The sequence below is a fragment of the Escherichia sp. E4385 genome, assembly GCF_963883145.1.
Taxonomy (GTDB): domain Bacteria; phylum Pseudomonadota; class Gammaproteobacteria; order Enterobacterales; family Enterobacteriaceae; genus Escherichia.
This window is the reverse complement of sequence record NZ_CAWOOJ010000020.1, coordinates 79,627-98,451: the sequence shown is the minus strand read 5'-3', so window position 1 is coordinate 98,451 and position 18,825 is coordinate 79,627. Positions and strand designations below refer to the sequence as shown.

Genomic DNA, 18,825 nt, shown 5'->3' with positions numbered 1-18,825 from the left:
AGTCCCGTCCGTTCCGCCACCCTAATTAGGGGCGTAGTTCAATTGGTAGAGCACCGGTCTCCAAAACCGGGTGTTGGGAGTTCGAGTCTCTCCGCCCCTGCCAGAAATCATCCTTAGCGAAAGCTAAGGATTTTTTTTATCTAAAACAACCCTCTCCGAAGTAAATCCTTCCACCGGCGTCCTTGCCAGCCATTCAGATTAATACACTTCATCTAGTACGTTAATTTTCAATAGATCTCGAATCAGCGCGTGTTTGTCGCTATTTTGCAGCCATATGGCATAGAGCGGCCGTGAAAGTGTTGTACTGTCGACAACAGTATGCAAACCGCCTTTTTTGCGCGCCCAACTTACCGGTAGCCAGGTGCAGCCATTAAGCATTTCAATCTGTTGTTGTGCCAGTTCAGCAGAACTGGTTGTCAGGATTGGAACTTCATCAGCACCGATCAAACCTGTCTCATGCTGTTGAAAATCCGGCCCCCATTCCAGACGCAGATAGTTAAGATCACCCTTTAACTTAGAGGGGGCGCTGGCATAGAGCGCTAAAGTGAAATGTCCCAACAACTGGCTACTAAATTCGTCCATTTTGGGCGCTTCAGTGGTAATAAGAAGATCAAGTTGACGTTCATGTAGCTGTTTTACCAGAGACTGTCGTTGAGCAATCCGCGCTTCAAATTGCAAGCCTGTGTGGGCATCCTGATTCTGATACAAGCGCCCCAGCCACTGATTAAGCATACACTCCCACAGCGAGGCGCTGGCACCGATAGAAAACTCATTATGTCGTGAGGTATGCGCCACCTCCTTGCGGGCGGCCTGCCAGGTGCTCATGAGCGTTTCTGCATAAGGCAGAAGCTTTTCTCCGGCAGCGGTTAAACGGATATTGTTTCTATGGCGGGTGAAAAGATTCACACCCAGTTGATTTTCCAGTTGTCTGATTCGAAAGCTCACGGCTGATTGGGTTAGATAGAGCGATTCAGCCGCTCGACCAAAGTGACGCGTTCGGCTAACTTCCAGGAAAGTTTTTAACAATTCCGTATCCACAGTGCTCTCCGCAAAATTATTTGTCGTTATGATTTAAATGTTTTGTTTTACACTCTGTCAAGCGTAACTAATACTCCGCGCCATAACTAGCTCGGTCAAAGAATTAGGAGCGTGCAGGATGGCGGAAAGCTTTACGACGACTAATCGATATTTCGACAATAAACATTATCCACGTGGATTCTCTCGTCATGGTGATTTCACCATCAAAGAGGCACAACTGCTTGAGCGTCATGGTTATGCCTTCAATGAGCTGGATCTCGGCAAGCGCGAGCCGGTTACCGAGGAAGAGAAACTCTTCGTAGCAGTATGCCGTGGCGAACGTGAGCCAGTGACAGAAGCAGAACGCGTGTGGTCCAAGTATATGACGCGTATTAAACGTCCAAAACGTTTTCATACCCTTTCCGGCGGTAAACCGCAGGTCGAAGGTGCTGAAGACTACACCGATTCCGACGATTAATAAAAAGGGCGAAATGCCCTTTTTTTATGTCAGCAGTTTTTGCAAATGGATGAGCAAGCGGTCAATCGCACGATAGCTAACCGCCTCCTGCAAATGCTGGCGTGTGATGATGTCAGACTGATCAATATCAGCAATGGTTCGTGCTACTTTCAGTAATCGCTGCCAGGCACGAATCGATAACCCCAAATGGATCAGCGTTTCTTCCAGCCACTGCGCATCTGCGCTCTCAAGCTTGCAGAATTGCCGTATTTCCGGGCTATCCAGCCAGGCATTCAGTTTATTCTGCCGCTTAAATTGGCGCTCTCTGGCGGCCATTACACGTTGTTTAACGGTGGCGCTGCTTTCTCCTGGCACTACCGCTTTACTCAAAATGCCGGGGGGCGGTAATGGGATCTCCAGTGAAAGGTCAAAGCGGTCAAGAAAGGGACCAGAGAGTCGGTTGAGATAACGTAATGTTTGTTCTGGTGTGCAGCGGTTATGGTTTCCCTGATAATGTCCGGTAGGGCTGGGGTTCATCGCCGCAACAAGCTGGAAACGGGCTGGATAGGTTATTTTTGCTCGCGTGCGTGAAAGATGGATCTGCCCGGATTCAATCGGCTCTCGCAAGGCATCCAGTGTACGCCGTTCAAATTCAGGTAGCTCATCAAGAAAAAGCACGCCGTTATGCGCCAGCGAAATTTCACCTGGCCCTGGAATTGCACCACCGCCCACCATCGCAGTTAACGACGCACTGTGATGCGGTGAGCGGAACGGGCGCTGCCGCCATTGTTTTTGCACTGACTCGGCATTCACCAGGCTTAATATTGCGGCACTCTCCAGAGCTTCTTCATTACTTAAATCTGGCAATAAGCCATTAATACGGCTGGCGAGCATTGTTTTACCTGTTCCTGGTGGTCCAATCAGTAAAAGGTTGTGGCCCCCTGCGGCGGTAATTTCCAGCCCTCGCTTTCCTTGCTCCTGACCGACAACATCACTGAGATCATGTTGTAATATCCGGGATACAACATCAGTTGGTGACGGGCGTTCGAGAGCATGCTTACCTTCGAGAAACGCACAGACAGCCTGCAGATGATCGGCTATCAGGCATCCTTCACCGTTAATTAGCCCCACTTCATCTTCGTTATCTTTCGCGACGATAATTTTTCTGCCTGACTTAATGGCTTCAGTTGCACTGGAGATTGCGCCAGGAACGCCGCGCAGAGCGCCTGTAAGCGCCAGTTCCCCGACTAATTCATATTCATGCAACTTATTGGCTGTAAGCTGTTCAGAAGCTGCCAGCAAAGCAATAGCGATAGGTAAATCATATCGCCCTCCTTCTTTCGGCAGGTCGGCTGGTGCAAGGTTAATGGTGATTTTTTTCGCCGGATATTCATATCCACTATTGATAATGGCGCTGCGCACGCGATCGCGTGCTTCTTTTACCGTTGTTTCTGGTAAGCCCACCATCGTTAATCCTGGTAGACCTTTACTGATATGAACCTCAACAGTGATCGGGGGTGCGTTTACTCCCAGAGCTGCACGAGTATGAACAATTGACAGTGACATAAGCCCTCCTTGAGCCACTATTATGTGCATAAGAGATCGCTGCTGTAGTCTGCCAGATTGCGTTAATTAGCGGCTGATTCCCGTTTATTTATGCAACGTGAACTGAGTTGTATGAGTGATGGAATGACTCTCGCAAAATTGAGAAGTAAAAAACTTAGCCTCTGGGCGAGGGTAAGAAATATACGGGAATTGAATTTTTTTCACTCACCTTTTTTTATATAAAAAACAATGGTTTTTATCGAAATGATTGGGAATCCAACAAAATATGATTAAAAAATATCTTGTGCTATTCGCAAAATCTATGGTAACTCTTTAGGCATTCCTTCGAACAAGATGCAAGAAAAGACAAAATGACAGCCCTTCTACGAGTGATTAGCCTGGTCGTGATTAGCGTGGTGGTGATTATTATCCCACCGTGCGGGGCTGCACTTGGACGAGGAAAGGCTTAAAGATCAAGCCTTAACGAACTAAGACCCCCGCACCGAAAGGTCCGGGGGTTTTTTTTGACCTTAAAAACATAACCGAGGAGCAGACAATGAATAACAGTACAAAATTCTGTTTCTCAAGATTCAGGACGGGGAACTAACTATGAATGGCGCACAGTGGGTGGTACATGCGTTGCGGGCACAGGGTGTGAACACCGTTTTCGGTTATCCGGGTGGCGCAATTATGCCGGTTTACGATGCATTGTATGACGGCGGCGTGGAGCACTTGCTGTGCCGACATGAGCAGGGAGCGGCAATGGCGGCTATCGGCTATGCCCGTGCTACTGACAAAACTGGCGTATGTATCGCCACGTCTGGTCCGGGCGCAACCAACCTGATAACCGGGCTTGCGGACGCGCTGTTAGATTCCATCCCTGTTGTTGCCATCACCGGTCAGGTGTCCGCTCCGTTTATCGGTACCGACGCATTTCAGGAAGTGGATGTCCTGGGATTGTCATTAGCCTGTACCAAACACAGCTTCCTGGTACAGTCGCTGGAAGAGTTGCCGCGCATCATGGCCGAAGCGTTTGAGGTTGCCAGCTCAGGTCGTCCTGGTCCAGTTCTGGTCGATATCCCAAAAGATATCCAGTTAGCCAGCGGCGATCTGGAACCGTGGTTCACCACCGTTGAAAACGAAGTGACTTTCCCACATGCCGAAGTCGAGCAAGCGCGCCAGATGCTGGCAAAAGCGCAAAAACCGATGCTGTACGTTGGCGGTGGCGTGGGCATGGCACAGGCGGTTCCGGCTTTGCGTGAATTTCTCGCTGCCACAAAAATGCCTGCCACCTGTACGCTGAAAGGGCTGGGCGCAGTTGAAGCGGATTATCCGTACTATCTGGGAATGCTGGGAATGCACGGCACCAAAGCGGCGAACTTCGCGGTGCAGGAATGTGATTTACTGATCGCCGTAGGTGCACGTTTTGATGACCGGGTGACCGGCAAGCTGAACACCTTCGCACCGCACGCCAGTGTTATCCATATGGATATCGACCCGGCAGAAATGAACAAGCTGCGTCAGGTGCATGTGGCATTACAGGGTGATTTAAACACGCTGTTGCCTGCGTTACAGCACACGTTAAATATCAATGACTGGCAGCAATACTGCGCGCAGCTGCGTGATGAACATGCCTGGCGTTACGACCATCCCGGTGATGCTATCTACGCGCCGTTGTTGTTAAAACAACTGTCAGATCGTAAACCTGCGGATTGCGTCGTGACCACAGATGTGGGGCAGCACCAGATGTGGGCTGCGCAGCACATCGCCCATACTCGCCCGGAAAATTTCATCACCTCCAGCGGCTTAGGCACTATGGGATTCGGTTTACCGGCAGCGGTTGGCGCGCAAGTCGCACGACCGAACGATACCGTTGTCTGTATCTCCGGTGACGGCTCTTTCATGATGAATGTGCAAGAGCTGGGCACCGTAAAACGCAAGCAGTTACCGTTGAAAATCGTCTTACTCGATAACCAACGGTTAGGGATGGTTCGACAATGGCAGCAACTGTTTTTCCAGGAACGATACAGCGAAACCACCCTTACCGATAACCCCGATTTCCTCATGTTAGCCAGCGCCTTCGGCATCCCTGGCCAACACATCACCCGTAAAGACCAGGTTGAAGCGGCACTCGACACCATGCTTAACAGTGATGGGCCATACCTGCTTCATGTCTCAATCGACGAACTTGAGAACGTCTGGCCGCTGGTGCCGCCTGGTGCCAGTAATTCAGAAATGTTGGAGAAATTATCATGATGCAACATCAGGTCAATGTATCGGCTCGCTTCAATCCGGAAACCTTAGAACGTGTTTTACGCGTGGTGCGTCATCGTGGTTTCCACGTCTGCTCAATGAATATGGCCGCCGCCAGCGATGCACAAAATATAAATATCGAATTGACCGTTGCCAGCCCACGGTCGGTCGACTTACTGTTTAGTCAGTTAAATAAACTGGTGGACGTCGCACACGTTGCCATCTGCCAGAGCACAACCACATCACAACAAATCCGCGCCTGAGCGCAAAAGGAATATAAAAATGACCACGAAGAAAGCTGATTACATTTGGTTCAATGGGGAGATGGTTCGCTGGGAAGACGCGAAGGTGCATGTGATGTCGCACGCGCTGCACTATGGCACCTCGGTTTTTGAAGGCATCCGTTGCTACGACTCGCACAAAGGACCGGTTGTATTCCGCCATCGTGAGCATATGCAGCGTCTGCATGACTCCGCCAAAATCTATCGCTTCCCGGTTTCGCAGAGCATTGATGAGCTGATGGAAGCTTGTCGTGACGTGATCCGCAAAAACAATCTCACCAGCGCCTATATCCGTCCGCTGATCTTCGTCGGTGATGTTGGCATGGGCGTAAACCCGCCTGCGGGATACTCCACCGACGTGATTATCGCTGCTTTCCCGTGGGGAGCGTATCTGGGCGCAGAAGCGCTGGAGCAGGGGATCGATGCGATGGTTTCCTCCTGGAACCGCGCAGCACCAAACACCATCCCAACCGCGGCGAAAGCCGGTGGTAACTACCTCTCTTCCCTGCTGGTGGGTAGCGAAGCGCGCCGCCACGGTTATCAGGAAGGTATCGCGCTGGATGTGAACGGTTACATCTCTGAAGGCGCAGGCGAAAACCTGTTTGAAGTGAAAGACGGTGTGCTGTTCACCCCACCGTTCACCTCATCCGCGCTGCCGGGTATTACCCGTGACGCCATCATCAAACTGGCGAAAGAGCTGGGAATTGAAGTGCGTGAGCAGGTGCTGTCGCGCGAATCACTGTACCTGGCGGATGAAGTGTTTATGTCCGGTACGGCGGCAGAAATCACGCCAGTGCGCAGCGTAGACGGTATTCAGGTTGGTGAAGGCCGTTGCGGCCCGGTTACCAAACGCATCCAGCAAGCCTTCTTCGGCCTCTTCACTGGCGAAACCGAAGATAAATGGGGCTGGTTAGATCAAGTTAATCAATAAATACAAAAAATGGGACGGCACGCACCGTCCCATTTACGAGACAGACACTGGGAGTAAATAAAGTATGCCTAAGTACCGTTCCGCCACCACCACTCATGGTCGTAATATGGCGGGTGCTCGTGCGCTGTGGCGCGCCACCGGAATGACCGACGCCGATTTCGGTAAGCCGATTATCGCGGTTGTGAACTCGTTCACCCAATTTGTACCGGGTCACGTCCATCTGCGCGATCTCGGTAAACTGGTCGCCGAACAAATTGAAGTGGCTGGCGGTGTTGCCAAAGAGTTCAACACCATTGCGGTGGATGATGGGATCGCCATGGGCCACGGGGGGATGCTTTATTCACTGCCATCTCGCGAACTGATCGCTGATTCCGTTGAATATATGGTCAACGCCCACTGCGCCGACGCCATGGTCTGCATCTCTAACTGCGACAAAATCACCCCGGGGATGCTGATGGCTTCCCTGCGCCTGAATATTCCGGTGATCTTCGTTTCCGGCGGCCCGATGGAGGCCGGGAAAACCAAACTGTCCGATCAGATCATCAAGCTCGATCTGGTTGATGCGATGATCCAGGGCGCAGACCCGAAAGTCTCTGACTCCCAGAGCGATCAAGTTGAACGTTCTGCCTGCCCAACCTGCGGTTCCTGTTCCGGGATGTTCACCGCCAACTCGATGAACTGCCTGACCGAAGCGCTGGGCCTGTCACAGCCGGGCAACGGCTCGCTGCTGGCAACTCACGCCGACCGTAAGCAACTGTTCCTCAATGCCGGTAAACGCATTGTTGAGCTGACCAAACGTTACTACGAGCAAAACGACGAAAGTGCACTGCCGCGTAATATCGCCAGTAAGGCGGCGTTTGAAAACGCCATGACGCTGGATATCGCAATGGGCGGTTCTACCAACACGGTACTTCACCTGCTGGCGGCGGCGCAGGAAGCGGAAATCGACTTCACCATGAGTGATATCGATAAACTTTCCCGAAAGGTTCCGCAGCTGTGTAAAGTTGCGCCGAGCACCCAGAAATACCATATGGAAGATGTTCATCGTGCTGGTGGTGTTATCGGTATTCTCGGTGAACTGGATCGCGCGAGATTACTGAACCGTGATGTGAAAAACGTACTTGGCCTGACGTTGCCGCAAACGCTGGAACAATACGACGTTATGCTGACCCAGGATGACGCGGTAAAAAATATGTTCCGCGCTGGCCCTGCAGGTATTCGTACCACCCAGGCGTTCTCGCAGGATTGCCGTTGGGATTCTCTCGATGACGACCGCGCAAACGGCTGCATCCGCTCGCTGGAGCACGCGTACAGCAAAGACGGCGGCCTGGCGGTACTCTACGGTAACTTTGCGGAAAACGGCTGCATCGTGAAAACCGCAGGCGTCGATGACAGCATCCTCAAATTCACCGGCCCGGCGAAAGTGTACGAAAGCCAGGACGACGCGGTAGAAGCTATCCTCGGCGGTAAAGTCGTCGCGGGTGATGTCGTGGTGATCCGCTACGAAGGTCCGAAAGGCGGCCCTGGCATGCAGGAAATGCTCTATCCGACCACCTTTCTGAAATCGATGGGCCTCGGCAAAGCCTGCGCGCTGATCACCGATGGCCGTTTCTCCGGCGGGACTTCCGGCCTCTCCATCGGCCACGTTTCACCGGAAGCGGCAAGCGGGGGCAATATCGCGATCATTGAAGATGGCGACCTGATCGAAATCGACATTCCGAATCGCGGCATTCAGTTGCAACTGAGCGAGCAGGAAATTGCCGCGCGTCGTGAAGCGCAGGAAGCGCGTGGCGACCAGGCCTGGACGCCGAAAAACCGTGAACGCCAGGTTTCCTTTGCCTTGCGCGCCTACGCCAGCCTGGCAACCAGCGCCGACAAAGGTGCGGTGCGCGATAAATCGAAACTGGGGGGTTGATGATGGCTGATTCACAACCTCTCTCCGGTGCTCCGGAAGGTGCCGAATATTTAAGAGCGGTGCTACGCGCACCGGTTTACGAAGCGGCGCAGGTCACGCCGCTACAAAAAATGGAAAAACTGTCGTCGCGTCTTGATAACGTGATTCTGGTGAAGCGCGAAGACCGCCAGCCAGTGCACAGCTTCAAGCTGCGCGGCGCATACGCCATGATGGCGGGCCTGACGGAAGAACAGAAAGCGCATGGCGTGATCACCGCCTCGGCGGGTAACCACGCGCAGGGCGTGGCGTTTTCTTCCGCACGGTTAGGCGTGAAGGCGCTGATCGTCATGCCAACCGCCACCGCTGACATCAAAGTTGATGCGGTGCGCGGCTTCGGTGGCGAAGTGCTGCTTCACGGCGCAAACTTTGATGAAGCGAAAGCCAAAGCAATTGAACTGTCGCAGCAGCAGGGCTTCACCTGGGTACCGCCGTTCGATCATCCGATGGTGATCGCCGGGCAAGGCACGCTGGCGCTGGAACTGCTCCAGCAGGACGCCCATCTTGATCGCGTATTTGTACCGGTCGGCGGCGGCGGCCTGGCGGCGGGTGTGGCAGTGCTGATCAAACAGCTGATGCCGCAAATCAAAGTGATCGCCGTAGAAGCGGAAGACTCCGCCTGCCTGAAAGCGGCGCTGGATGCCGGTCATCCGGTTGATTTGCCGCGCGTAGGGCTGTTTGCTGAAGGTGTTGCGGTAAAACGCATCGGCGATGAAACCTTCCGTTTGTGCCAGGAGTATCTCGACGACATCATTACCGTTGATAGCGATGCTATCTGTGCGGCGATGAAAGACCTGTTCGAAGATGTGCGCGCGGTGGCGGAGCCGTCTGGCGCGCTGGCGCTGGCGGGGATGAAAAAATACATCGCCCAGCACAACATTCGCGGAGAACGACTGGCGCATGTACTTTCGGGGGCAAACGTCAATTTCCACGGCCTACGCTACGTCTCGGAACGCTGCGAATTGGGCGAACAGCGTGAAGCGTTGCTGGCGGTGACTATCCCGGAAGAAAAAGGCAGTTTCCTCAAATTCTGCCAGCTGCTTGGCGGGCGCTCGGTCACCGAGTTCAACTACCGTTTTGCTGATGCCAAAAACGCCTGCATCTTTGTCGGCGTGCGCTTAAGCCGCGGCCTCGAAGAGCGCAAAGAAATTTTGCAGATGCTCAACGATGGCGGCTACAGCGTGGTTGATCTCTCCGACGACGAAATGGCGAAGCTTCACGTGCGCTATATGGTCGGCGGACGTCCATCGCATCCGTTGCAGGAACGCCTCTACAGTTTCGAATTTCCGGAATCACCGGGCGCGCTGCTGCGCTTCCTCAACACGCTGGGTACGCACTGGAACATTTCTCTGTTCCATTATCGCAGCCACGGTACCGACTACGGGCGCGTACTGGCGGCCTTCGAACTTGGCGATCATGAGCCGGATTTTGAAACCCGGCTAAATGAGCTGGGATACGATTGCCACGACGAAACCAATAATCCGGCGTTCAGGTTCTTTTTGGCGGGTTAACTCAGCTTTTCGGTTTTCAGGCCCACAAAGTAAAGTGGGCCTAATATCCAGATATGATCTTCCCTCAGTTATTGGGCTTTTCTGCCAGTCCGAAGCATCCACTCATTCAATTTTGCGAGACGTTTTCCAGAAGGCGCTCAACCTGCTTGTGGTGAAACTCGGCTCACAATATCGTTAGCACCGCCATTTTGGTTATTTTTGCACCGCTATCACTTGCACCAGTCAAAAGCAATGTATAAAATTTTATACACAAGGATATTATGTTACTCCCCCTAGCTCTCTCCAATGAAAAAGAAATTCGATGGGTGGGATCTTCTCTGGAGGATCTCCTGGCTTTTCCCATAACGGTACGTAAAGCCGTCGGTTATCAGCTTCACAAAATTCAGTATGGAATTGAACCCGATGACTGGAAACCGTTTTCAGAAATTGGGGCTGGGGTAAATGAAATTCGTATTCGTGACAACAATGGCATCTATCGCGTTATGTATGTTGCGAAGTTCGTAGAAGCGCTCTACGTTTTGCATAGTTTCCAGAAACAGACGCAACAAACCAGTCAGCACGATAAAAACATCGCCAGAACGCGTTATAACCGGGTGGTGCAACAACGGAGAAACAGCCTGTGATTGCCAAAACTGATAGTGATATTCGCCATGTGACGCCATCTGGCGGTAATGTTTTTGCTGATTTGGGGTTTGATAAGCAGGAAGCTGAAAAGCTTTACGCTGATTCCCTGAGTGAAATTGAAAACACGTTAGTCATCAAAGAACAGCTCATGGAAGAAATTACCCTCTGGATTAAGCAAAACCAGATGAAGCAAGCCGAGGTGGCAACCGTTTTACATATATCACGGCCGCGCGTCTCTGATGTCGTCAACAAGAAATGCAGCAAATTCACCATCGATGCTTTGGTGAATATGCTAAGTCGTATTGGGAAGCCCGTTCGGGTAATGGTGGGGCCGTAAAACTAATTCGACAAAATCTTCCAGAACGCCTCAATCAGCGGCTCATGCAGCCGCTTTTTTTGTGCGCAAACGCCCAGCTCAAACGGCGTTTTCTCATCGCTGCGCTCTAAAATCATCACGCGGTTACGCACCGGCTCCGGGCTGTTTTCCAGCACCACTTCTGGCAACAAGGCCACGCCGCAGCCGAGCGCCACCATCGATACCATCGCTTCATGTCCGCCAACCGTGGCGTAAATCATCGGGTTGCTGATTTTATTGCGTCGAAACCACAGTTCAATGCGGCGGCGTACCGGTCCCTGATCGGCCATGATAAACGGCACTGTAGACCAGTCCGGCTTCTCTACCGAAACCTGATTACGCACCGGGCACGGTAGGGCAGGCGCGATCAGCACCACCGTCAGATTCTCCAGCATCGAAAACGCCACTGCGCCGGGCAAGGTTTCCGGTTTACCAGCAATTGCCAGATCCGCTTCGCCAGTGACCACCTTTTCCATCGCATCTGCCGCATCACCAGTAGTGAGTTTAATCTCCACTGACGGATGTTCCGCGCGGAAGCGGTCGAGAATCGGTGGAAGATGGCTGTAAGCGGCGGTCACCGAGCAGAAGATATGTAATTCTCCAGAGAGCGACGGCCCTTGCTGATCGATGGTGTGGCGCAGTTGCTGATACTGCAACAACGTTTGCTGGGCGAAAACACGCAGCTCTTCCCCCGCTTCGGTCAGCGTCACCGTGCGGTTATCGCGCACAAACAGCGGCTGACCAAGATCTTCTTCCAGGCGCTGAATCTGCCGTGAGAGCGTGGACGGGCTAACGTGCATCGCCCGCGCGCTGCGGCCAAAATGGCGGCTTTCCGCCAGATGCAGGAAGGTTTTCAGATCGCGTAAATCCAATGGCGCAGCCCTCAATCTTGACGTTGCAGAAATTGCAATGTGACGTTGTGAATATATCAATTTCCGCAATAAATTTCCTGTCATATAGTGAATTCAATCTCGCAAACGCGAACCGAACAATAAGAAGCACAACATCACGAGGAATCACCATGGCTAACTACTTCAATACACTGAACCTGCGCCAGCAGCTGGCACAGCTGGGCAAATGTCGCTTTATGGGGCGCGATGAATTCGCCGACGGCGCGAGCTACCTTCAGGGTAAAAAAGTGGTCATCGTCGGCTGTGGCGCACAGGGTCTGAATCAGGGCCTGAACATGCGTGATTCTGGTCTCGATATCTCCTACGCTCTGCGTAAAGAAGCAATCGCTGAGAAACGCGCATCCTGGCGTAAAGCGACCGAAAATGGTTTTAAAGTGGGTACTTACGAAGAACTGATCCCGCAGGCGGATTTGGTGGTTAACCTGACGCCGGACAAGCAGCACTCTGATGTAGTGCGCACCGTACAGCCACTGATGAAAGACGGCGCGGCGCTGGGTTACTCGCACGGTTTCAACATCGTCGAAGTGGGCGAGCAGATCCGTAAAGACATCACCGTAGTAATGGTTGCGCCGAAATGCCCTGGCACCGAAGTACGTGAAGAGTACAAACGTGGATTCGGCGTACCGACGCTGATTGCCGTTCATCCGGAAAACGATCCGAAAGGCGAAGGCATGGCGATCGCTAAAGCATGGGCGGCAGCAACCGGTGGCCACCGTGCGGGCGTGCTGGAATCTTCCTTCGTTGCGGAAGTGAAATCTGACCTGATGGGCGAGCAAACTATTCTGTGCGGTATGTTGCAGGCTGGCTCTCTGCTGTGCTTCGACAAGCTGGTGGAAGAAGGCACCGATCCGGCATACGCAGAAAAACTGATTCAGTTCGGTTGGGAAACCATCACCGAAGCGCTGAAACAGGGCGGCATCACGCTGATGATGGACCGTCTCTCTAACCCGGCGAAACTGCGTGCTTACGCGCTGTCAGAACAACTGAAAGAGATCATGGCACCGCTGTTCCAGAAACATATGGACGACATCATCTCCGGCGAATTCTCCTCCGGCATGATGGCGGACTGGGCCAACGACGATAAGAAACTGCTGACCTGGCGTGAAGAAACCGGCAAAACCGCGTTCGAAACCGCGCCGCAGTATGAAGGCAAAATCGGCGAGCAGGAGTACTTCGATAAGGGCGTACTGATGATCGCGATGGTAAAAGCTGGCGTTGAGCTGGCGTTTGAAACCATGGTTGATTCCGGCATCATTGAAGAGTCTGCCTACTATGAATCACTGCACGAACTGCCGCTGATTGCCAACACCATCGCCCGTAAGCGTCTGTACGAAATGAACGTGGTTATCTCTGATACCGCCGAGTACGGTAACTATCTGTTCTCTTACGCTTGTGTGCCGCTGCTGAAACCGTTTATGGCAGAGCTGCAACCGGGCGACCTGGGTAAAGCTATTCCGGAAGGTGCGGTAGATAACGCGCAGCTGCGTGATGTGAATGAAGCGATTCGCAGCCATGCGATTGAGCAGGTAGGTAAGAAACTGCGCGGCTATATGACGGATATGAAACGTATTGCTGTTGCGGGTTAATAGCGATTCAGAGTTCAAGGCCTTCTCCTGGAGAAGGCCTTGCTGTTAGTTGCGGTATAACACCTTAATGATGTGGTAACCGAACTGGGTGTGCAGCGGGCCGGTTGGCTCCAGTACAGGACAAGAGAAAACCACTTTATCGAACGCCGGAACCATCTGACCCTGGCGGAATTCACCTAAATCACCGCCGCGTTTGCCTGATGGGCAAATGGAGTGTTTCTTCGCCAGCTTGCCGAAATCGGCACCGTTCTTAATCTGCTCGAGAAGATCCAGAGCCAGTTTCTCTTCTTTTACAAGGATATGCAGTGCTGCTGCTGTTTTTGCCATGATCGTGCCTTGAGTGGTAAGGATGAGGCTAGCTATACTACCACGCTGTTATTTTCCCCTCCCGACTTTCATTGAGCGATTTTCCTATGCGTCTAAACCCCGGCCAACAACAAGCTGTCGAATTCGTTACCGGCCCTTGCCTGGTGCTGGCGGGCGCGGGTTCCGGTAAAACTCGTGTTATCACCAATAAAATCGCCCATCTGATCCGCGGTTGCGGTTATCAGGCGCGACATATCGCGGCGGTGACCTTTACCAATAAGGCGGCGCGCGAGATGAAAGAGCGTGTCGGGCAGACGCTGGGGCGTAAAGAGGCGCGCGGGCTGATGATCTCCACCTTCCACACGCTGGGGCTGGATATCATCAAACGCGAGTATGCAGCATTGGGGATGAAGGCAAACTTCTCGTTGTTTGACGATACCGATCAGCTTGCTTTGCTTAAAGAGTTGACCGAAGGGCTGATCGAAGATGACAAAGTTCTCTTGCAACAGCTAATTTCGACCATCTCCAATTGGAAAAACGATCTAAAAACACCGGCGCAGGCGGCGGCAGAGGCAAAGGGCGAGCGGGATCGAATTTTTGCCCATTGTTATGGACTGTATGATGCGCACCTGAAAGCGTGCAATGTTCTCGACTTCGACGATCTGATTTTATTGCCGACGTTACTTCTGCAACGCAATGAAGAAGTCCGCGAGCGCTGGCAGAACAAAATTCGCTACCTGCTGGTGGATGAATATCAGGACACCAACACCAGCCAGTATGAACTGGTGAAACTGCTGGTGGGCAGCCGCGCGCGCTTTACCGTGGTGGGTGATGATGACCAGTCGATCTACTCCTGGCGCGGCGCACGTCCGCAAAACCTGGTGCTGCTGAGTCAGGATTTCCCGGCGTTGAAGGTGATTAAGCTCGAGCAGAATTACCGCTCTTCCGGACGTATTCTGAAAGCGGCGAACATCCTGATCGCCAATAACCCGCACGTCTTTGAAAAGCGTCTGTTCTCCGAACTGGGCTACGGCGCGGAGCTAAAAGTTTTAAGCGCGAATAACGAGGAACATGAAGCCGAGCGCGTCACCGGTGAACTGATTGCGCATCACTTCGTCAATAAAACGCAGTACAAAGATTACGCCATTCTCTATCGCGGCAACCATCAGTCGCGGGTGTTTGAAAAATTCCTGATGCAAAACCGCATCCCGTACAAAATATCCGGTGGTACGTCGTTTTTCTCTCGTCCTGAAATCAAGGATTTGCTGGCTTATCTGCGTGTGCTGACTAACCCGGACGATGACAGCGCATTTCTGCGTATCGTCAACACGCCGAAGCGAGAGATTGGCCCGGCGACGCTGAAAAAGCTGGGTGAGTGGGCGATGACGCGCAATAAAAGCATGTTTACCGCCAGCTTTGATATGGGCCTGAGTCAGACGCTTAGCGGACGTGGTTATGAAGCATTGACCCGCTTCACTCACTGGTTGGCAGAAATCCAGCGTCTGGCGGAGCGGGAGCCGATTGCCGCGGTACGTGATCTGATCCACGGCATGGATTATGAATCCTGGCTGTACGAAACATCGCCCAGTCCGAAAGCCGCCGAAATGCGCATGAAGAACGTCAACCAGTTATTTAGCTGGATGACGGAGATGCTGGAAGGCAGCGAACTGGATGAGCCGATGACGTTAACCCAAGTGGTGACGCGCTTTACTCTGCGCGACATGATGGAACGGGGTGAAAGCGAGGAAGAACTGGATCAGGTGCAACTGATGACTCTGCACGCGTCGAAAGGGCTGGAGTTTCCCTATGTCTACATGGTCGGTATGGAAGAAGGTTTTTTGCCGCACCAGAGCAGCATCGATGAAGATAATATCGATGAGGAGCGGCGACTGGCTTATGTCGGCATCACCCGCGCCCAGAAGGAATTGACCTTTACACTGTGTAAAGAACGCCGTCAGTACGGCGAACTGGTACGCCCGGAGCCGAGCCGCTTCCTGCTGGAGCTGCCGCAGGATGATCTGATTTGGGAACAAGAGCGTAAAGTGGTCAGCGCCGAAGAACGGATGCAGAAAGGGCAAAGCCATCTGGCAAATCTGAAAGCGATGATGGCGGCAAAACGAGGAAAATAATCAAGGCCGGATAAGAAGCGAGCATCGCATCCAGCACCTTGCACGTTAATGCACTTCCAGCGGCCAGTGGACATAGCTCTGCCACTGGCTTTCCTGATCGATAACCTCTGTACCCAGCGGATGCTGGGTCAGCCAACCTTGTGGCAGCGTTAAGGTCAACTGCTCATGATCGGCCTGTAATTTAATATCTGGTACTAAATCATCACGACGACGGCTGGCAAAAATGATGGCGAGGCGCAGTAAACGACAGAGTTGTTCTGCGACGCGCGGCGGTACGGCATTTTGCTGATGCAGCGATGAGAGATCGACCGGATTCGTCTGGTTGAGTAATAACGTCGCCAGCAGCTTTTTCTGCGCGGGGGTAAAACCGGGAAGATCCAGGTTACGCACCAGATAAGCGGCATGTTGCGGCGCTTGTTTGAAATCAACGCTAAGGCCAATTTCATGAAGCTGACAGGCGCTGACCAGTAAATCGCGGCTAATCGCTTCAAGATGCCAGGTATTTTCGACCTGATCGAACAAGTTAGCGGCAAGTTTAGCCACACGCTGTGCTTGATCGGTATCAATCATAAAGCGACGTTGAATATTACGCAGTGTTCGGCTGCGAATATCCTGCTCGACCGCCAGATGTAACATGCCGTAAACCAGGCCTTCACGCAGTGCGCCGCCGGCCAGCGTCATACACTGGATATTCAGCTCGGTAAAAATGGCTATCAGGATCGCCAGACCACTTGGGAATACTAACGCGCGTTCCAGCGTCAGCCCTTCGATTTCCAACTCTTCCAGCCTGCCACAGTGAATAGCGCGCTGTTTCAGTTGCTGCAATTTCGCCAGGGTAATGCGTTCATCCATACCCTGCGCCATCATGATTTCCTGCAAAGCCTGCACGGTGCCGGAAGCACCAACGCACACCTTCCAGCCGTGATAGCGCAATTCATCGGCAACAGGACGTAGCACTTCGCGCGCGGCTTGTTCGGCTGCGACAAAGTTTTCTTGCCCCAGATTACGATCGGCAAAATAGCGCTCAAGCCAGGTAACGCAGCCCATAGACAGGCTGAACAAGGACGTCGTTTGTGCGCCGGTGCCGGTTACCAGTTCAGTACTGGCGCCGCCGATATCTACCACCAGGCGCTGATCTGCACCGCCAGTGGTGTGAGCAACGCCCTGATAAATCAGGCGTGCTTCCTCTTCACCGCTAATGACCTGTACCGGACAGCCAAGGATTTCCTGCGCTTTTGCGATGAAATCACCAGCATTGACGGCAAGACGTAACGTCGCCGTGGCGACAACGCGAATTTGCGAGGGAGGGATATCTTGCAAACGTTCAGCAAACAGACGCAGGCATTGCCAGCCGCGCTCCATTGCTTCATTAGACAGGGCATTTTCGCTGTTCAGGCCAGCAGCCAGACGCACTTTGCGTTTAATTCGCGTCAGCGTCTGGATACTGCCAGCCACCTCGCGCACAACCAGCATATGAAAACTATTCGAACCGAGATCAATAGCGGCATAAAGCGACGAGGTGGAACCCATACTCTTCATCCTTCAATCTGTCTCTGCGTTGGCTGCGTTCTTTCACCCAAATCACTTACTACAATAAGCTCGTCGGGATTCATTCTCTTGCCATCTTGATACAGTTTGAATGATTTTGAGTATGACATTTTTTATTTAACCTGAACGACGACGATTACGCGGAGCGCCAGTACGACGCGGACCATTGCCTGTACGCGGGCGCGTGAGGCGCAGCGGTTTTGGCAGATCGGTCATCAATGCGTCCGGATTGTATTTGCTTACCGGAATTGAGTGACCAATATAGGTCTCAATAGCAGGCAAATTCAATGCATACTCTTCACATGCCAGGCTGATGGAATGACCACTTGCGCCAGCGCGACCTGTACGACCAATACGGTGAACGTAATCTTCACAGTCATCGGGTAAATCGTAGTTAAAGACGTGCGTCACAGCCGGGATATGCAGGCCACGCGCGGCAACATCGGTGGCAACCAGAATATCCAAATCACCACGGGTAAATTCATCAAGAATACGCAGACGTTTTTTCTGCGCTACATCACCCGTTAACAGGCCAACACGATGACCATCTGCCGCCAGGTGACCCCAGATCTCTTCACAACGATGTTTGGTGTTGGCGAAAATAATCGCTCTGTCTGGCCACTCTTCTTCGATCAGCGTTTGCAATAAACGCATCTTTTCTTCGTTAGAAGGGTAGAAAAGTTCTTCTTTAATGCGGTGGCCCGTTTTCTGTTCCGGTTCCACTTCAATATATTCGGCATTGTTCATCTGCTCGAACGCCAGTTCACGTACCCGGTACGAAAGCGTGGCGGAGAACAGCATGTTGAGACGCTGGTTTGCAGGCGGCATACGGCGGAACAGCCAGCGGATATCTTTAATAAAGCCCAGATCGTACATACGATCGGCTTCGTCCAGCACCACTACCTGAATGGCGCCGAGGTTGATGTGGTTCTGTTTGGCGTAGTCGATCAAACGACCCGTAGTGCCAATCAAAATGTCAACGCCGCTTTCCAGCACTTTCAGCTGTTTGTCGTAGCCGTCGCCACCGTAAGCCAGACCCAATTTCAGGCCAGTAGCTTGCGCCAGTGGCTCCGCATCGGCGTGGATCTGCACGGCAAGTTCACGCGTCGGTGCCATAATTAAGGCACGCGGTTGATTCACCTTGCGATCGGCAATCGCAGGATGAGAGAGAAGATAATGAAACGTTGACGTAAGAAACGCCATCGTTTTTCCGGTACCGGTTTGCGCCTGCCCGGCTACGTCACGACCCACCAGCGTTAGCGGAAGGGCCAGTGCCTGAATGGGCGTACAGTTATGAAACCCTTTTTTTTCAAGGGCTTCTACAACTTTCGGATGCAGGGCGAAGTCGGAAAACTTCTGTTCTGTTAAATGTGTTTTGCTCATAGTGTGGTAGAATATCAGCTTACTATTGCTTTACGAA

General features: G+C 52.6%; 18 protein-coding genes and 1 tRNA gene. 13 read left to right on the top strand and 6 right to left on the bottom strand.

What is annotated here, in order from left to right; translation table 11 throughout:
- Positions 1-27: 27 nt before the first annotated feature.
- Positions 28-103 (top strand) — tRNA-Trp (locus tag AACS80_RS21020).
- 95 nt (positions 104-198) lie between these two features.
- Here AACS80_RS21020 and hdfR read toward each other — a convergent pair.
- The gene (gene hdfR, locus AACS80_RS21015; protein ID WP_130209370.1) at positions 199-1,038 is read right to left on the bottom strand and encodes an HTH-type transcriptional regulator HdfR; all 840 of its coding nucleotides are present in this window, start codon (positions 1,036-1,038) and stop codon (positions 199-201) included.
- A gap of 118 nt (positions 1,039-1,156) precedes the next feature.
- On the opposite strand from hdfR, the gene maoP reads away from it, so the two are divergent.
- Positions 1,157-1,495: a macrodomain Ori organization protein MaoP gene (gene maoP / locus AACS80_RS21010; protein ID WP_000841001.1), complete on the top strand. Its 339-nt coding sequence runs from the start codon at positions 1,157-1,159 to the stop codon at positions 1,493-1,495.
- Positions 1,496-1,519: 24 nt separating this feature from the next.
- On the opposite strand, the gene AACS80_RS21005 is transcribed toward maoP, so the two are convergent.
- Positions 1,520-3,040 carry a YifB family Mg chelatase-like AAA ATPase gene (locus AACS80_RS21005; protein WP_130209372.1) on the bottom strand — a complete coding sequence of 507 codons (1,521 nt, stop codon included), beginning with the start codon at positions 3,038-3,040 and terminating at the stop codon, positions 1,520-1,522.
- A gap of 350 nt (positions 3,041-3,390) precedes the next feature.
- On the opposite strand from AACS80_RS21005, the gene ilvL reads away from it, so the two are divergent.
- The 9 genes from ilvL to AACS80_RS20960 all read left to right on the top strand — a co-directional run bounded on the left by ilvL (position 3,391) and on the right by AACS80_RS20960 (position 10,907).
- Positions 3,391-3,489 carry an ilv operon leader peptide gene (gene ilvL, locus AACS80_RS21000; RefSeq protein ID WP_001311244.1) on the top strand — a complete coding sequence of 33 codons (99 nt, stop codon included), beginning with the start codon at positions 3,391-3,393 and terminating at the stop codon, positions 3,487-3,489.
- A gap of 86 nt (positions 3,490-3,575) precedes the next feature.
- Positions 3,576-3,626 (top strand): peptide IlvX, encoded by a 51-nt coding sequence (ilvX, locus tag AACS80_RS20995; protein WP_001387183.1) that lies wholly within the window; start codon positions 3,576-3,578, stop codon positions 3,624-3,626.
- A gap of 2 nt (positions 3,627-3,628) precedes the next feature.
- The gene (gene ilvG / locus AACS80_RS20990; RefSeq protein ID WP_135410603.1) at positions 3,629-5,275 is read left to right on the top strand and encodes an acetolactate synthase 2 catalytic subunit; all 1,647 of its coding nucleotides are present in this window, start codon (positions 3,629-3,631) and stop codon (positions 5,273-5,275) included.
- Entirely contained in the window at positions 5,272-5,535 is a 264-nt protein-coding gene (gene ilvM / locus AACS80_RS20985; protein WP_000983255.1) for an acetolactate synthase 2 small subunit, read from the top strand. The genes ilvG and ilvM overlap by 4 nt, the downstream gene beginning before the upstream one ends.
- A gap of 19 nt (positions 5,536-5,554) precedes the next feature.
- A complete protein-coding gene (gene ilvE, locus AACS80_RS20980; RefSeq protein WP_000208520.1) occupies positions 5,555-6,484 on the top strand; it encodes a branched-chain-amino-acid transaminase in 930 nt (309 codons plus the stop codon).
- A 64-nt stretch (positions 6,485-6,548) separates the two neighbouring features.
- A complete protein-coding gene (gene ilvD, locus AACS80_RS20975; RefSeq protein WP_135410604.1) occupies positions 6,549-8,399 on the top strand; it encodes a dihydroxy-acid dehydratase in 1,851 nt (616 codons plus the stop codon).
- A gap of 2 nt (positions 8,400-8,401) precedes the next feature.
- Positions 8,402-9,946, top strand: a complete 1,545-nt coding sequence (gene ilvA / locus AACS80_RS20970) for a threonine ammonia-lyase, biosynthetic (protein ID WP_044867235.1) — start codon at positions 8,402-8,404, stop codon at positions 9,944-9,946.
- A gap of 305 nt (positions 9,947-10,251) precedes the next feature.
- Positions 10,252-10,569: a type II toxin-antitoxin system RelE/ParE family toxin gene (locus AACS80_RS20965; protein ID WP_165383357.1), complete on the top strand. Its 318-nt coding sequence runs from the start codon at positions 10,252-10,254 to the stop codon at positions 10,567-10,569.
- On the top strand, positions 10,566-10,907 hold the full coding sequence (locus AACS80_RS20960) for a helix-turn-helix domain-containing protein (protein WP_130258653.1): 342 nt from the start codon (positions 10,566-10,568) through the stop codon (positions 10,905-10,907). The genes AACS80_RS20965 and AACS80_RS20960 overlap by 4 nt, the downstream gene beginning before the upstream one ends.
- 2 nt (positions 10,908-10,909) lie before the next feature.
- On the opposite strand, the gene ilvY is transcribed toward AACS80_RS20960, so the two are convergent.
- Positions 10,910-11,797 (bottom strand): HTH-type transcriptional activator IlvY, encoded by an 888-nt coding sequence (gene ilvY / locus AACS80_RS20955; protein ID WP_135410606.1) that lies wholly within the window; start codon positions 11,795-11,797, stop codon positions 10,910-10,912.
- Positions 11,798-11,946: 149 nt separating this feature from the next.
- Here ilvY and ilvC point away from each other — a divergent pair, with 149 nt between their 5' ends.
- Positions 11,947-13,422, top strand: coding sequence for a ketol-acid reductoisomerase (ilvC, locus tag AACS80_RS20950; protein WP_000024951.1), 1,476 nt, complete (start codon positions 11,947-11,949; stop codon positions 13,420-13,422).
- 45 nt (positions 13,423-13,467) lie between these two features.
- On the opposite strand, the gene ppiC is transcribed toward ilvC, so the two are convergent.
- On the bottom strand, positions 13,468-13,749 hold the full coding sequence (gene ppiC / locus AACS80_RS20945; RefSeq protein WP_001140251.1) for a peptidylprolyl isomerase PpiC: 282 nt from the start codon (positions 13,747-13,749) through the stop codon (positions 13,468-13,470).
- A gap of 86 nt (positions 13,750-13,835) precedes the next feature.
- On the opposite strand from ppiC, the gene rep reads away from it, so the two are divergent.
- Positions 13,836-15,857 (top strand): DNA helicase Rep, encoded by a 2,022-nt coding sequence (gene rep / locus AACS80_RS20940; RefSeq protein WP_001238867.1) that lies wholly within the window; start codon positions 13,836-13,838, stop codon positions 15,855-15,857.
- A 45-nt stretch (positions 15,858-15,902) separates the two neighbouring features.
- On the opposite strand, the gene gppA is transcribed toward rep, so the two are convergent.
- The gene (gppA, locus tag AACS80_RS20935; protein ID WP_135410607.1) at positions 15,903-17,387 is read right to left on the bottom strand and encodes a guanosine-5'-triphosphate,3'-diphosphate diphosphatase; all 1,485 of its coding nucleotides are present in this window, start codon (positions 17,385-17,387) and stop codon (positions 15,903-15,905) included.
- 135 nt (positions 17,388-17,522) lie between these two features.
- Entirely contained in the window at positions 17,523-18,788 is a 1,266-nt protein-coding gene (gene rhlB, locus AACS80_RS20930; protein ID WP_130209386.1) for an ATP-dependent RNA helicase RhlB, read from the bottom strand.
- Between the last annotated feature and the right edge of the window lie 37 nt (positions 18,789-18,825).